Annotated in this window: 13 protein-coding genes and 1 riboswitch; all 13 genes read right to left on the minus strand. The window is 56.6% G+C overall.

Annotation, left to right across the window (positions count from 1 at the left end; translation table 11 throughout):
• Nucleotides 1-89 precede the first annotated feature (89 nt).
• Nucleotides 90-728, minus strand: a complete 639-nt coding sequence (locus tag MKY59_RS29070) for a ThuA domain-containing protein (protein WP_236413156.1) — start codon at nt 726-728, stop codon at nt 90-92.
• Nucleotides 729-1,054: 326 nt separating this feature from the next.
• On the minus strand, nt 1,055-2,542 hold the full coding sequence (locus tag MKY59_RS29075; RefSeq protein ID WP_339275047.1) for a cobyrinate a,c-diamide synthase: 1,488 nt from the start codon (nt 2,540-2,542) through the stop codon (nt 1,055-1,057).
• Nucleotides 2,543-2,679: 137 nt separating this feature from the next.
• Nucleotides 2,680-3,765, minus strand: coding sequence for a cobalamin biosynthesis protein (locus MKY59_RS29080; protein ID WP_339275048.1), 1,086 nt, complete (start codon nt 3,763-3,765; stop codon nt 2,680-2,682).
• The gene (gene cobM / locus MKY59_RS29085) at nt 3,758-4,555 is read right to left on the minus strand and encodes a precorrin-4 C(11)-methyltransferase (RefSeq protein ID WP_339275050.1); all 798 of its coding nucleotides are present in this window, start codon (nt 4,553-4,555) and stop codon (nt 3,758-3,760) included. The genes MKY59_RS29080 and cobM overlap by 8 nt, the downstream gene beginning before the upstream one ends.
• Nucleotides 4,552-5,268, minus strand: a complete 717-nt coding sequence (gene cobI / locus MKY59_RS29090) for a precorrin-2 C(20)-methyltransferase (RefSeq protein ID WP_236413160.1) — start codon at nt 5,266-5,268, stop codon at nt 4,552-4,554. Before cobI ends, cobM begins: the two co-directional genes overlap by 4 nt.
• On the minus strand, nt 5,265-6,521 hold the full coding sequence (gene cbiE / locus MKY59_RS29095; protein WP_339278498.1) for a precorrin-6y C5,15-methyltransferase (decarboxylating) subunit CbiE: 1,257 nt from the start codon (nt 6,519-6,521) through the stop codon (nt 5,265-5,267). Before cbiE ends, cobI begins: the two co-directional genes overlap by 4 nt.
• 13 nt (nt 6,522-6,534) lie before the next feature.
• Entirely contained in the window at nt 6,535-7,683 is a 1,149-nt protein-coding gene (locus MKY59_RS29100) for a cobalt-precorrin-5B (C(1))-methyltransferase (RefSeq protein ID WP_339275053.1), read from the minus strand.
• A gap of 309 nt (nt 7,684-7,992) precedes the next feature.
• Nucleotides 7,993-8,640, minus strand: coding sequence for a precorrin-8X methylmutase (locus tag MKY59_RS29105; RefSeq protein ID WP_236413162.1), 648 nt, complete (start codon nt 8,638-8,640; stop codon nt 7,993-7,995).
• Between the two features lie 511 nt (nt 8,641-9,151).
• On the minus strand, nt 9,152-9,922 hold the full coding sequence (gene cobK / locus MKY59_RS29110) for a precorrin-6A reductase (protein WP_236413165.1): 771 nt from the start codon (nt 9,920-9,922) through the stop codon (nt 9,152-9,154).
• Nucleotides 9,919-11,112, minus strand: coding sequence for a sirohydrochlorin chelatase (locus tag MKY59_RS29115; protein WP_339275055.1), 1,194 nt, complete (start codon nt 11,110-11,112; stop codon nt 9,919-9,921). Before MKY59_RS29115 ends, cobK begins: the two co-directional genes overlap by 4 nt.
• Before the next feature lie 107 nt (nt 11,113-11,219).
• Entirely contained in the window at nt 11,220-13,034 is a 1,815-nt protein-coding gene (gene cobJ / locus MKY59_RS29120) for a precorrin-3B C(17)-methyltransferase (RefSeq protein WP_339275056.1), read from the minus strand.
• Between the two features lie 275 nt (nt 13,035-13,309).
• Nucleotides 13,310-13,535, minus strand: a riboswitch (cobalamin riboswitch).
• Between the two features lie 244 nt (nt 13,536-13,779).
• On the minus strand, nt 13,780-14,604 hold the full coding sequence (locus MKY59_RS29125; protein ID WP_236413172.1) for a uroporphyrinogen-III synthase: 825 nt from the start codon (nt 14,602-14,604) through the stop codon (nt 13,780-13,782).
• A 148-nt stretch (nt 14,605-14,752) separates the two neighbouring features.
• Nucleotides 14,753-15,907 carry an endospore germination permease gene (locus MKY59_RS29130; protein ID WP_339275058.1) on the minus strand — a complete coding sequence of 385 codons (1,155 nt, stop codon included), beginning with the start codon at nt 15,905-15,907 and terminating at the stop codon, nt 14,753-14,755.
• Between the last annotated feature and the right edge of the window lie 11 nt (nt 15,908-15,918).

Raw genomic sequence — 15,918 nt, forward strand, 5'->3', positions numbered from 1 at the left:
GCAACCAAAAGAAACCCCAAATCGACGGACTGACCGTGGCCATCTTGCAAAAGGCAACCCCCGTACCTGATCTTGTCTGCGCCTAACCGTTACACGTAACGGGCAGCCCATTTCCCTGCTTGCAGCACCAGCTGACGATAGGTTTCATGGGCAAAAGAAGGCACGTGATGTCCGGGCATCAGATACACGATCCGTCCAAGACCGTATGTATGCGCCCACGCGGCCGGCTTCGGTCCTTCCTCGGACTGATACTCCAGAAGCACCGTCGTTTCGGTGAATGTGCCGAACTCAAACAGGTAGGCTTCCTCTTCCATTGCAAAATCCGAAATGCCTTCGGTTACGGGATGATTCGTCGCCGTGACCTTGAACTCCAACGGAGCATAGGCCGGATGGTGCAAAAATTTTGCGCCCATCATCTGCGCCAGCTCATAGCGGTTTTGCAGGGAGATGCCGTTGTGGATGATGACGAGCCCTCCCCCATTGCTGACGTAAGACAGCAATCCCGCTGTCTGCTGCGGAGAAGCTTTGCCTCTCCAGTCGTCAAAATACGAGATGCACACATCGAATCCCGATATATTTTCCTGAAGCAGCATGTTGCGATTTTCGCTGCACTGTACGGTCATGATATCGTGGAAGATTCGACTGATCTCCACGTCCACGCCTTGCATCGGATGCCAGTCGGGATGAGTGTAATCGCCGAGCAGCAGTGCCTTTTTACGATGATCCATTATTCATAACTCCTTTCGGATTCAACTTCAGTCAGACGATTTGCATGAAAACAACCGGCACCTCATTCTTCGGATATGCTCGTGCAGCCATGTCCCCGCCGGCCAGACCGACCGGAAACGATATATCTTCTAGTATAGCCGCTTTGTTCGCAGGCATATCCGGGAAATGCTGAACGGGGTGTCCAATTATACTTCATTCCACGCTTCTCGGCAAAAACCTTTTCCCAATCCGCCGGAAAACCAACTTCGCGACCAAAGTCTCAGAAGCCGGTTATTTCGCAAGGTGATCATTTCGACTAAGACAAAATACCTTGCCAAACATGGGTTCAAGATTCTTTATGACCAGTTTGGCCTTTCAGCTTGTAATGGAGGCAGTGGGTTACCCATCTTTGCGCCGCAGCCGGATTCGATCCGAAGTGAACGTGCGTATAACCGGCCATTACGCTCCCTGCAGCATACCCCTCCTTCTTCATCCCTCGCAGTCCCTTGGTTTCATAGGCAAATGGAGTCTCGAAGCCTTCCTTATAAGTCATGGTGGAGTAATGGAACTCATGCCCTCTCACTCCTTCTCCTTGTTCCAACAAAAAAGTGCTCTTAACCGCATGGGCTTCACGGTAGCCCAGAGCGGCCCGCTTGGTCTGCATCTGCACATCGGCAGGCACGATGCCTGCCATCGCATGCGTTTCTCCCTGGCGATCGGTCAGCGTCTCGGCCAGTACCATATACCCCCCGCACTCGGCAAAGAGAGGCATGTCCTTCCGAACCGCCTCTCTCAAACCTGCAAGAAAACTGCGATTCGCGGCAATGTCGGCGGCAAACTCCTCGGGGAATCCACCTCCCAGATAGATGCCGTCCGCATCATCCGGAATGCCATCACCCGCCAGCGGACTGAAATATATCAGCCTGGCACCGGCTTCCTCTAATAGCTCCAGATTGTCGGGATAATAAAAATTGAATGCTGCATCTCGTGCTACCGCAATCGTAGGCCGCTGTTCAGAGGTCTGCTGAGTGTTCTGGTGTTCGGATGGGCGCGAAAATTCAGATGTATCTATACTCTCCCAAGCATCAAGCGGCGGCGCGCCAGCAGCAATCGCCATAATCGCATCCAGGTCGGTGCCTTCGAGCAGCACATCGGCTGCACGCTGGAACAATGGCTCCAGCTCGCCGCGTTCAATGGCCGGCACCAATCCCAAATGGCGCTCCGGTATCGAAAGCTCCTCATCGCGCTTCAGCCAGCCAACGACAGGAATGCCGCACATTTGCTCAATCGCTTTTTTGACGATACCGTAATGTCCGGCACTGCCGCAGCGGTTCACGATCACGCCCGCAATGTTCAGCTCGGGCTCCAGCTGTTGGAAGCCAAGCACGATGGCAGCCGCACTGCGGGCCATGCTGCGCACGTCCACGACCAGCAGGACGGGCGTTTGCGTCACGAGTGCAATTTCCGCCGTAGATCCCGTGTTGCTGAGCGGGTCCTTCCCATCGTAGAGACCCATGACGCCCTCAATGATGGAGATATCCTGCCCGACCGAAGCCTTGGCAAAAGCAGTGCGCACGTATTCCGGCGATGTCATCCATGCATCGAGATTGCGGGAAGCTCTGCCCGTAACGGCCGTATGATACGTCGGGTCAATGTAATCGGGTCCGCATTTAAAGCCCTGTACACGCAAGCCGCGGCCGGCAAGGGCCTTCATCAGGCCAAGGGTTACGGTCGTTTTGCCCGCGCCGCTGCCCGTGCCCGCGATAATCAATCGGGGCCTGTTCAAGTCTGTAAAATTCACTTCTTGATTCGAGGCCATGTTCGAATTCGTCATTCGTCGCTCCACCTTTCAAAAAAACCGCACCGAAAAATCGATGCGGTTCAATCCTGTTCGTTTAGATGCTGCGGGGAAATCAGGTTTACTTTAATTTCGTCGCAGTCTCTCATTCCTGCATTTTGCAAAATGATCAATCAAAATGGGATGCGGGCAACCGACAGCGTCAAATTGCCGCTTTTTTTCTTCTCCAGTAACCAGTGGTCCGCACCGGAAGAAAGCAGTGCCGCCGGTTCGCACACGCCGTAAGCTCCTGTGTACTTGAACACCGTTTCCGACGGGTTTGGCAGCTCGACCGCGTTCAACTCCGCCGGCGTATACGTGACCAGCTCCCAGCCGTACTTGGCGCAAAGCGCAAGCAGGCCCTCTTCGTCTTTTTTCAAGTCAATTGTAGCTACGTTGCGCACGCTTTTGACCGATAGGGACAGCTCCTCCAATGTGGCGAGCATTTCCCGCTCCAGCTCTTCCATGGCCGTACCGCGATTGCAGCCCATGCCAAGCACCAGGCTCTTCGGACGGTAGAGCACCCCGTTGCTGAGGAAACGCTCCTGCTCGGCCTTTGTCAGCAGGCGATCGCTGACGACCAATGCGGCATTGAAGTCGAACGATGCTGCGTCCTCCAGACGATCGAACACGCGAATGTGATCCGGGACGGGTTTGTCGTACTTCCACCAGTTCCGCTCCCCGGTTTCCCGGATCAAAGCCACAGGCTCCTCGTTCACGACGGCCGCGCTGACGGGCGTGGCCTTGTCGAAGCTGTCCACCGTCCAGCCCAGCTCGCGGCCGAACAGGTCAACAGGGATCGTGCCCTGCACGTCGGAAGCCGTCGTAATGACGGCGTGCGAACCAAGCACACTCGCCACTTGCCGGGTCAGCTCGTTTGCGCCGCCCAGATGCCCGGACAGCACGCTGATGACGTTCTCGCCGCGATCATCGATGACGAGCACGGCCGGGTCCACTTTTTTGTCGACCAACAGCGGCGCGATCATACGCACCACCGCTCCGAGCGAAATGATGAGAATGATGCCGTTGTACTGTTTGAACAGGTCCGGCAAAATCAGCTTCACGGAACCCTCGAACATGCGATAGCCGAGTTCTTCCTCATCTCCCCGCGCAAACTTGGTCATGTAGTATACGTCGGTACCGGGGAATTGCCCGGCCAGCTCGCGTGCAATTTGCACCCCATGCTTTGTGATCGCCACGACCGCAAACGGGTTACTCACCGGCCTTCACCCCTTTGCGGTAGCCGTGCGTGAAGGTTTTGTCGTACAGCTTGGAGCGGTGGGCATCCCGGTTCACGATGTCGGGATCGAGCGCCCATCCGGCCAAAATCATCGCATGCATCGTAATGCCTGCGGCACGCAGGTCGGCTGGGAGGTTTGCCAGCGTCGTGCGCACGATCTTCTGATCAGGCCATGTCGCCCGCTGAACGACGGCCACCGGCGTATCCTCGCTCCAACCGGCCGCGAGGAATTCGTTTACGACCTTTTTCGCCAGCGTTGCGCTCAAGAATAATGCCACCGTGCAGTGATGCGAAGCCAGATCGCGCAGCTTCTCCCGCTCCGGCACGGGCGTACGGCCCTCGGCACGGGTCAAGATGACCGTCTGCGTCAGGTCCGGCACGGTCAATTCCGCGCCGAGCACTGCCGCCGAGGCAAATACCGAGCTGACGCCCGGAATGATCTCGTAAGCAACGCCCTGCTGCTTGAGCAGCACCATCTGTTCCAAAATGGCGCCGTACACGGCCGGATCGCCCGTATGTACGCGAGCTACGCTCCGCCCTGCGCGCACGGCCTCGCCCATCAGCTCGACCTGCCGCTCCAGGTCCATGCCCGAGCTTTGCAGCACTTCGGCTTCCGGCTTCGCCGTCGCGATCAATTCGTCATTGACGAGCGAATCGGTGTACAGCACCAGGTCGACGCTGCGCAAAATGTTCGAACCTTTGACCGTGATCAGCTCGGGATCGCCGGGTCCGGCGCCGACGATGTATACTTTCGGTTCCAATGTTTTCATTTGCTCACCACCATCAGAGTCAAATATTCCAGCTCCTGCCCTTTCAGCTCGCGTGCGTCGCGCCAAACCAGCTCATACGGAGAAGTCACTTTCGTGACCACCGAAGCTTTACCGCCGAGTCCCATTTCGTCCAGCAGCTCCAGCATCAGGTCAAGCACCTTGGCCACCTTGATGAACACGATCGTATCGTGGTTTTCGATCGCTTTCCGCATCGCCTCCTTGTCGGAAGTCGCCGGAACGATGCCTACCTGCTCATCGCCGTCCGCCAAATGCATGTCCAACGCCGCCGCCGCACCCAGCACGGACGAAATGCCCGGAATCGATGAGATCGGCACTTCCGGATGTAGCTCGCGCATCAAACGCGCAAGGTGAATGAACGTGCTGTACAGGTTCGGATCGCCCTCGGTCACGAAAGCCACGTCCTTGCCTTCCTTCAGCGCACCCCAGCATGCTTCCACCGTTTTGTTCCACTCGCGTTCCAGCACGACCGGGTCTTTCGTCATCGGAAAGATCAGGCCAAGCATTTCCTTTTCTTCGGGGTTCACGTACAGCTCAACGATTTCGTGGGCATACGATTTGCCGCCCTTCCGCTTCTTCGGATACGCAACGACCGGGCATTCCCGGATCATGCGATACGCTTTGACCGTAATCAGTTCCGGGTCTCCCGGACCGACCCCTACGCCATACAGCGTGCCTACTGCTGCCGTGCTCATGTTGTTTGCCCCTTTCTCTCTTCCGCTCCGCTCTCCCCGGTTAGCTCTTCCGTCTTGTGCCGACCTGTGATCACGTAGATCGGGTTCAGCCCGTCGAAACGCGTCATGTTCAGGATCGGTTTGCTGCGCGCCGTCTGCAGCAGCGTCACCGATGCATCCAGGCCTGCGCCCTGCATGGCCTTCATGCTGTCATGCAGCGTTTCGATCGTCGCTGCATTGACCACGATGCGTCCCTCCGGACGCAGTCGGGACGCGCAGAGCGCGATCAGCTCGGCGAGCTCGCCGCCGCTGCCGCCGATGAAGACGGCGTCCGGGTCGGGCCAGCCGTCCAGCCCCGCAGGGGCCTTGGCATGCAGGACGGTGAAGTCCGTCCGGAATTTGATGCGATTGGCCTCGATGTTCGCGAGGTCGCCTTCATTTTTTTCGACGGCGAAGACTTGGCCCTTCGACGCAAGCCGCGTGCACTCCACGGCCACCGAGCCGGAGCCCGCTCCGATGTCCCACACGACGCTGTCGTCCCGCAAGCACAGCTCGGACAGGCTGAACACGCGCACTTCGCGCTTCGTGATCAAGCCCTTCTCCGGCTTCCGCTGGTGGAACTCCTCATCCGCAAAGCCGAACCCTCGGCGCGCCGGCGGCGCATCCTTGCGGCGCAGCAAAATGACGACGTTCAGCGGACTGCATTCCGTCTCTGCCAGCTCGTCCAGCGTGTAACGTCTTGTACGCTCATCCTTGCTGCCAAGGTTTTCGGCCACAAACGCATCGTATTCGGTCATGCCGAAATGCTGCAAATATGCGGCAATGGCGGCGGGGCTGTTTTTGTCGTCGGTCAGCAGCGCGATTTTGGCCTTACCGTCGATGCGCTGCGCCAGCCCTTGCAAGGGCCGACCGTGCACGCTCTCCAGCACGGCGTCCTGCCAGCTCTCGCCCAGCCGGGCAAATGCCAGCTGCAGCGAGCTGAGATTCGGCCGGATGTCCAGCGCATCCGGGCCCAGCTTACGCGCCATGTACCCGGCGATGCCGTAAAACAGCGGGTCCCCTGAGGCAAGCACGACCACGTTTTGCGTGGCATGAAGCTCCTTTATTTTTGCGACCAGTTCGCCCAGTCCGCTTCGGATCGTTAATTTCTCGCCTGCAAACGCAGGAAAGAACTGCAGCAGCCTCTCGCCGCCAACCAGCACGTCCGCCTGCTCGATGCAAGCGAGGCTGTCCGCAGTCAAGCCTGCTGCACCCTCCTCGCCAATGCCGATCATGCGGATCTTTCGATCATTCGTTTCCGTTGATGCCGTCCAGTTCACTTACTTCCGCCCTCCCCAGTTCCATTCCTTTCATCGTGACAAGCACGACCTCTACCGTTAAACCGCCCCCGGCATGTTCCAGACAGTGCCTGCAGGCATATGTACACAATTTTTCGAAATATGGCAAAAATCCGGCCTCCGTCATCATATCTGCCACCTGCGTCGCCGTGTTGGCTTCCTCGATCGCCTGGGCCAATTCTTCTCCCGCCCCGGTTTCCCGAGCCACGGACGCAAGAAATCCAAAATCCACCGGCGCGCTCTTGGAATGGACCATCATGACGCCTTGAGCCACTTTGGCAAACTTGCCTGGCATACCCACCAGGCTGATGCGTTTCATGCCAAGACGTTTGCCGTGTTTAATGGCAAAGCCAACGAAGTCGCCCATCTGAATAAAGGCTTCCTCCGGCAGCTCGGGCATCATCTTCATGGCGTATTTCTCGCTGCTGCCCCCGGTCGTCAGCACGATGTGCTCGCAGCCCGAAGCCTGCGCGACTGAAATGGCCTGCACCACGCTGGCCTTGTAGGCCGACGTGGAGAACGGCACGACCACACCCCGCGTGCCCAGGATGGAGATGCCGCCTATGATACCCAAGCGGGAATTCAGTGTTTTCTTGGCGATTTCCTCGCCGTCGGGCACGCTGATGACTACCCGTACGCCGCGTGCCGCACCATGCTCGGCGAGCACCTGCGTGACCGCTTCGGTGATCATGCGCCGCGGCACGGGATTGATCGCCGCCTCGCCGACCGGCACAGGAAGCCCCGGTTTGGTCACCCGGCCCACGCCAATGCCTCCGTCCAGCTCGACGCCCGGCTCGTCCCGCCACGTGACATGCGCGATGATCTTCGCCAGATGCGTGGCATCGGGATCGTCGCCGGCATCTTTGATCGTGGCGCAAGTCGCCACGCCTTCTTTCAATTCCTGCTCCTGCAGCTCGAACGAGTGGTCAAAACCTGCCGGCAGCGATACGACGGCCCGATCCGGCACAATGCCGGTCAGCAGCAGCTGCGCGGCCCCTTTCGCCACGGCCGTTGCGCACGCCCCTGTCGTAAAGCCGGAACGCATCGGTTTATCCGGATCCGGGGCCTCTCCGCTTTTCATGCGTTTTTTTTCCATCATGGTCGTTGACCTCCCGTTCGTACTTGTTGCTTCGATATAGATTGCAATTATATAGGTTGAACAAATGATTATTACACGGGGCCACTACGTGGTCAGAACCATCTTCCGATCGCTCTTATCCCCGGATTTTTTTGATCCCTTTTTTTCAAGGGGAACATCCGGGGATAAATACGAACGCTTCGCTTCTCCAGATTTTTTCTGCCCTCTCCGTTATCGTGTAAGTATGCAGTTCAACCTATATAACATGAGATTCTTTTATAGCAACCCAGTTCCTCAGCTCCTGGGCGTACTTATAGAATGCTATAGCCATTAGGCTTTGGCCGCCATCAGGGAGATCGCGTTCAATGCAGCGACCACGATGGTGCTGCCGCCCTTGCGGCCGATGTTGGTGATGAACGGAATGTCGAGTTTGCGCAGCTCGTCCTTCGATTCCGCCGCAGACACAAAGCCGACCGGCATACCGATAATCAGGCCCGGCTTGGCTTCGCCTTCTTTGACCAGACGAATCAGCTCCAGCAAAGCGGTAGGCGCGTTCCCGATGGCATAAATGCCGCCCTCGTACGTTTTTACCGCTTTGCGCGTGGAAATGATCGCACGGGTTGTGTTCAGGCGTTTCGCCTCTTCAATGACGTCCGCATCGGAAATATGCACATGCACGTCCCCGCCGAAGCCGCGAATGCGGTCTTTGCTCACGCCGGCCTGGATCATCTGCACGTCCGCGATGACGGACTGGCCGGCACGAAGCGCTGCGATGCCTGCCGCAATCGCGTCCGGATGGAACACCATGCTGCGTCCGAGCTCAAAATCCGCGGAAGCGTGAATGACGCGTTGCACCACAGGATATTGTTCAGCCGTGAATGGATGCTCGCCGAGTTCCTCGGTAATCATTTCGAAGCTTTTTCCTTCAATTTCCTGCGGCTGTACGGTGAGCGGTTTAAATTCCGTTTTGAAATCCATGTGCCTGCACTCCTTCATTATTGAAAATGGTATTAACGGTCATGGCGTTCCCTGTTCTCGGCTTCCTTCTAACGAACCTGAGACACCTTATTCGGGTGTTTTCACACACTTCTTTAGGCTAACGAACATCAGCATCGTTATTGGCGGGAATCCGGACGAAAGTGACCTTTATACTGCCAAATAGCGTGCCTCAGGTTCGTTACAGTTCCAAGAAGCTTTTTTTCGCAAAATAAGGTGTCTGATGTTCGTTATATTTTCGGGCCTTGCTTCACTTGAATTTGAATGGTTCAAATTCCAACTAAATAATCAGGCTTAGCCGCTCCGGTTGTCCCCATGATTGTATGTGCTTTATGTGCTTTGTGTGCTTTGTTTACTTAGTGTTCTGTTTGTATTGCGCTCAACTGTACATTTCGCCGTTCATATGACAGTTAAACTGAACGTCTTCAAGCTCGCCTTAAATTGACCCGGAATATACGGTTATCTTTAATTAATCCGGGTTGCTGCACCCATATTACTTATGAAAAATACGCCCTAACTCTTCCAATACGCCTTCGTAATGGTCAAACACCGTACCGAACTCGACCTCCGGTCTGGCGATCAGCACGACATGGATGCCCAGTTCCAGCGCCGCTTGCACCTTCTCGTCGACTGCACCGGTTTTGCCGCTTTCCTTGGTGACCATCACTGTCGTGGCATAATGTTTATATAAGGCTTCATTCAGTTCGCGTGAAAAAGGTCCCTGCATCGCAATGATGTTGCGCTGCTCCACACCCAGCTCCCCGCATTTCTCCATGTTGTCGAGACGCGGCAGCATTCGCGCCACCAATCGAACGTCCGGATCGCCGAGCAGGTGCTTTGTGAAAATTTGCAGCGTTTTGCTGCCCGTGGTCAACATGACTGATCCTTTAAGCTCCTTGGCCTTGATCGCTGCTTCCTCGTAAGACGGCACGACATGAAGCAGCGGATGATCGTCATAGGCCAGTCCTGTCCGTTCATAACGGATATAGGGAATATCCGCCTGTTTAGCCGCTTCCATCGCATTGGCATGGGCTTCCTCCGCAAATGGATGGCTTGCATCGACAATGGCTTTGCTGCCTTGCTCGCGGGCCAGCTGCGCCATTGCTTCAGCGGTCATGCGGCCTGTCCGCACCTTTAACCCGGCTTCCGCCAGACTGTTCGCCGCACTCTCCGTTACCACCGACGTTAACACTTCAACACCGGTTTCGTGAATGCGTAACGCCAACTCCCGCGCATCGCTTGTTCCGCACAACATCAGGATCATGGACGGCCCACCTGCTCTCCCGCAGACGCCTCTTGCTTGTCCGAAACGTCATGTTCTCCCTTTCCGGGGGCGCGGTTATCCTGTTCTTCGTCCTTCTCGTGATGGGACAGAGGAATCTCCCCATCATGATCGTGATGAAAATCGCGTGATGATGCAAAATGATCATGCTCGTGATGATGATGGTGACCGTGATCGTGGTGATGATTATGATCATGGTGGTGATCGTGATCATGGTGATGGTCATGGTCATGATGGTGGTCATGGTCATGATGGTGATCGTGATCATGGTGGTGATCGTGATCATGATGGTGGTCATGGTCATGATCGTGATGATGGTGGTGGTGTTTCATCGCTTCGATCCGATACTGGAACTCGTTCCAAGCTGCATCGACTCTGCCTTCCAATGCATCAAATGCACGCTGAGTCACCAGTTCCACCAGCTTGGGATGGAAACCGAAATAACCGCCCAGTTCAACCTGAATCTCCGGATGCTCGGCTGCGAATGCCGCCGTCATCTCGTCGATCCGTTTAATCAGCACACCCGTAAACAGGAAATACGGAAGAACGATAATCCGTTTGGCCCCAAGCGCCAGACAGCGCTGCAGCCCTTCCGGGAACAAAGGCTCGGTGACGCCGATAAAACAGCTTTCCGCCCATTTATAAGGAAGCTTCTCCCACAACATCCGCGTCATTTTGAAAAAGTCGCTATTGGCATCCGGATCACTGCTTCCCCGGCCAAGCACCAGCACCGCCGTTTCCTCATCCCGGGCTGGAGCAGGCGGGGCAGCCACTGCGACTGCTCCGCGAGAGGCTCCCGCCGATACGGGCTTCGCCTCATGCAAGCGAGTCTGCAAAATCTCAATCACTTTGTCGTGTACGCCAATCGGGCGGCCATACACGAATTCAACCTGCGGATAACGTGCTTTTGCACGATCGATCGCATTCGGGATGTCTACTTTGGCATGTCCGGCCGCAAACAGAATAATCGGCACCAGCACAACACGTGTCGCTCCTCTGTTCACGCAGGCTGTAACACCCTCAGCGATGCTTGGACGCGTCAATTCCAAAAAGCAAGTTTCCACGATCGTAGCTTCCGGAGCCTGCTCTGCTACGGTACGCGCAAACTCCTTCAGTTCGTTGTTCCCCTCAGGGTCACGACTTCCGTGACCTACCAGCAATATGGCATTCATGTGCGATTGCTTCCTCCCCATTCCCGGCCCCTCAGGACCGGGCTTCCTGATTGATATGTCCATGCATTGCTTATTGGTTCAAAGGTAAATCCTTGGCTCCCGATCATCTAATCCCCACAAACCGGGTTTACTTCAACCGTGACCGGTGCATCCACATGGCGGAAGCCCTGAATCACGCCAACCCGTTTGAAAAATTTATGAAAACGCTCATTCGGATGTCCTTTTTCTTTGTACTCCGCAACGATCCGTTCCACGATGCCGCCAATTTCGTCGCCCGGAATGCCTTCCGCGACCGGTTGCGCGGGATGGGCGTTGCGCCCGAACTTTTTGCCGCCGAGGAACAGGTCGTAACCGCCTTTGCGGTACACGATGCCGATATCCTCCAACACCGCGCCGTAACATGCCATGCCGCAGCCGTTCAGGGCCACGCTCGTTTCCTTCGGCGCACTCACGCCGCCGATGACGGCCTGCAGGTGTTCTGCCATCGGTACGGCATCATCCTTCTCCATGTTGCAGAAGTCGCAGGCTTTCACCTTGATGACGTCCCCGATCGGCACCACGATGAACTTCGCGGCGCGCAGCTCGGCAACGAGCCGGTCCGGCTCGAAGGTTGGCACGCGCAATATGATCTGGTGCTCCGGCGTATACTCCAGCTCGCCGTCGTCACCCGCGCATTGCGCAAGCAGCGCCATCTGTGCGGCGCTGAACTTTTTGTTGCCGACGCCGGGCGATACGCCCACCTCGAAGAGCGGCGGCTTGCTGCCTGGCGCGGGCGCCGTGCGCTCCAGGGCCTGCGGCGCAGCGGCTCCAGGCCCGGCGTCCAGCCAGCGGCTGGCTGCTTCGCCCGCGAGGGCCCCGCCTGCCGCGAGCCGACCGAGCGCCTCCGCGGCCAGCTCGGCTGCGCCGATGGACGCGGCTGCGGCGGCTGCGTGCGTCGCGGCAACCGCCGGCGCAGGCCGCTCGGCGACGAGCACGGCAGTGGCTCCGCCGGCATCGCTGCCCGCCGGGCTCGTCGCCGGTCCCGCAGGCGCTGCGCCGGCCGCGCTTTGGCCCGCTGCCGTACCGCTCGCGGCAGCACGGGCCTCCATCGCGCCGAGCGACCATGGCTCGGCTTCCGTGCGCAGCCGCTCATGCGGCCGGAGCGGCTGTTCCGTCGCGTTCAGCGTGTATTTCCGCTGATAGCCGCGCGGGGTCACCATGAGGCCTTCGTACATCATGGTGGACGAATTGCCGATGATCACGGTCGTCAGCATGCCGATGTCATGGTTCAGCATATCCTCCAGCGTGGTGATGACCACATGCTGGCGGTCGCGGTACGCGCTTTTGACCAGCCCGACAGGGGTCTTGGGATCACGGTAACGCAGCAGAATCTCCTGCGTTTCTACGATCTGGCGGGTCCGCCTGCCGCTCCGCGGATTGTACAATGCAATGACGAAATCAGCGGAAGCCGCGGCCTCAACCCGGCGCTTAATGGTGTCCCACGGGGTCAGATGGTCGCTCAAACTGATCGTGCAAGCATCGTGCATGACAGGCGCTCCCAGCAAGGAAGCGCAGGACTGGATCGCCGAAACGCCCGGAACCACCTCCACTTCCACGCCGCTGTCCGGCTTCCATCCGCGCTCCATCAACACTTCGTATACGAGGCCGGCCATACCGTATACGCCCGCGTCGCCGCTGGAAATCACGGCCACGATTTTTCCCGCTTCCGCCTGTCTTACCGCTTCCTGCGCACGGCTGACTTCCTCGGTCATGCCCGTACGTACGATTTCCTGTCCGGTCAGCAGCGGCCGAATCAGGTCGACGTACGTGTTGTAGCCGATAATGACCTCGCTCTCTCTCAGTGCCTCAAGCGCCCGGTGGGTAATATGCTCCATGGCCCCTGGACCGAATCCGATAACAAGCAGCTTGCCTAGTCCTTGCATCTGTTTCTCCTCCTCCGATAACCTGTCCGACTTAAACAGTGAAGAAGGACGGCTAAGCCGGCCTTCTTCGCGCCTTATCGCATATTCAAAACTCTGAGAACGCCAATAAATCCCGTCCGCAATGCGGACGGGATACGAATGTACGTATGCTCAAGAACACAGCATCATTCCGTGGAAGAATGATCCTGCTGATGCATGGCCCGGAAGGGTCTGCCGGACGGACCTATGGTCCGCCCTTTTCCTGATCGTTCGTACACCGCTCCTTTCCGCGAAGGGTCCGGTGACACATTCAAGGTAGGTCTCCTGGCTCTGGTTCATCAGCTTCCTTTTCGTCTTCCCCGGTGAATCCGAGTGACTTATCAGCAGCAGCTCCAACGTCTGCGCAACCGATATTATTGAAAGGAGCCTCCCCATTACAGTGGCGGGACCGCTCGGGATTTGCACCCGATTCCCTGTTACCTCTTGCCTGAAAGCAAGAGCACCTTGTCTGTTTTCATGTGATGATATTGTCTTCATCATACCATCCGTCAGGAAATGATGTCCATGCCCATGAAGGCCTGCATTCATTTAATTTTCCCGCCCGGACGCAATCCTTTGCCTGCGAAACTAAAAAGGCCCTGATCCATGTATGGATCAAGGCCTCTTCTTATTAGCTTTTCCATTCCTCTTCGGTTGACCAAAACCCGCACATCAGCATAGCGAAGGACTGCTCTCAGCCTTTTCGCCTTTTTATACCGTGCATCCTTTAAGCCTGATCTACCTTCAAAGCGGCGTAATAACGGCCCAGCTCCACGATGAGCGCCCCCATCTTTTCTTCCTCGGGGACAACGCGAACCTCGATGCCTTCCTCGCGCATGGCATTTGCCGTTACTTTGCCCACCGAAGCGGCCACCACGCCCTGCCTGAACGCCTCCTGCATCTGTTCCAGCTTGCCTTGCGAAGCTGCGTATTCCGTCAAAAAACGCACCTGCGGGCCGCTTGTAAAAGCAACGGCGTCAACCTCGTTCGCGATGATTTCGTTCAACAGCTGCGCCAGCTCCGCTTCTTCCGGCGGCACATGCCGATAAGGCAGCACCTGCCGCACCTGGGCGCCTTGCTGCTCCAGCCAACTCACCAGTTTCGGTGCCGTTTCGCCATGGAGCTGCAGCATCACTTTTTTCCCGGCAAGATCATGGGCAGCAAACTCGCGGATCAACCCTTCCGTGCTGCCATCATCGTCCCGAACGATGGGTGAAAGCCTGCGCTTGCGCAGTGCATTCACCGTTTTGTATCCTCTCGCCGCAATCGACGAAGCCGCAAGTACATCAAGCAGCGCTCCGGCAAGCTCCATATCCTCTGCCATATCAAAAATGGCATCGAGCCCCATGCCCGTCGTCAGCACCGCCCAGTCCGGCGGATTGGAAATCCAGGAGACCAGTCCGTCCCGAATGCTCCGGTCATCCAGAAACACCGTTCCCTGTGCAGGCCGTACCAGCGGAATTCCGCCCATTTTTTCAACCAGCAGGGACATCTCCCTCGACTTGCGCGGTCCCGTCAGAGCCACGCGTATGCCTGCCAAATGTTGCGCCATATCGTTCCCCCCAGTTGGATTCTGCCGAAAGTTCATCAGTCTGACTTCAGTATACAGGCAGAGCCCATGCAGGGGAACCTTGAATACCCTTTATTTTCGGGGTTTTCCTATAACGATTTTTTATAAAATCCATAAACCATGCACCTTCTTAAGAAGGTTGAAGTTTTCCGCCCTGCGGGCCGCTTCGCTTTCTTTCATCCTCCTGCCCGGATTTCTCCGCATGCTGCTCATGCTTGCCTGCCCGTTTCTTTTTGGGTCGAAGAAACAGAAACAACAGGATCGGAATCAAGACCTCAAACACTATGGCGATCCATGTCCATTCCCGCGTAAACCGGTAAAGCTGGACGGCGTTCCGGAAAAACCAAAACGCGCAAACAAACCCGAGCAGCGCAATCGGTCCGGTCAGCACTTTGCCGGATACCTTCGGAATCATCCGTTTGAGCCCCCAACATACAAAATACAGATCAAACGCGATTTTGGTAACCATGGCAGGCAGGGTCGCCGCGGCCAATGGCAAGTCAAACCGGTCCAGAAACTCGCTGATCTGCAATTGCCGTGCCAATTCGTAAGAAGGATACACCAACCGTGAGGCAATTTCCACGCCGATGGACGCAATCGTTTCAATAAGGATCAACATCATCAGCAAAACGGCCCATAACATTCCCCGAAAAGCAGGCTTGAATTTAAAGTCACTGCCTTTCATGACAAAGGGGAGCGCAACCATCTCGCCAAAAAAGGAAAAGATGTACCAAGTGCCTCTCCCCACGCCTGCCGCATCAACGTCCAAATACGGCAGCAGATTGTTCAGGTCCACTTGCGGGGCAACCATAAACGGCACGATGACCGAATTGACCAGAAACAGCGTGACATACAGCTCTGCCATTCCGATCAGTGATCCCAAACCGCCCCTCACGATAAAAACGGCCATCACGAGGATCGTTAGTGCAATGATCGAGATCGGGGTCGTTTCCAACAACGTTATGCTGACATAATCGCCGATCAAACGCAAATCCCTTGCGAAGACAAAAAGAAAAAACAGGATGTACAGCATACCCGTAACCCTTCCCCAAAAAGGATGCCGTTCCACCAGGGATTGAAACAAGTCCTTATCGGGAAAGCGGCGCATCATCCGGCTGATCAGCCAGAAGGATATCCCCATCACGACAAATGCGGGGATATAGGACAAGTAGGCATGTTGTTTGGCATAATAGATGGCTTGTGCATGAGGCTGAATTAACGTGCCGGTCATACTCATCAACATGACAAGCAGAAACAGCTGCCTCGGTTTCACTTCCTGGTTCATGGTACTCCCTC

Origin of the sequence: Paenibacillus sp. FSL W8-0426, from assembly GCF_037969725.1 — a bacterium.
In the GTDB taxonomy this organism is placed as follows: domain Bacteria; phylum Bacillota; class Bacilli; order Paenibacillales; family Paenibacillaceae; genus Paenibacillus; species Paenibacillus hubeiensis.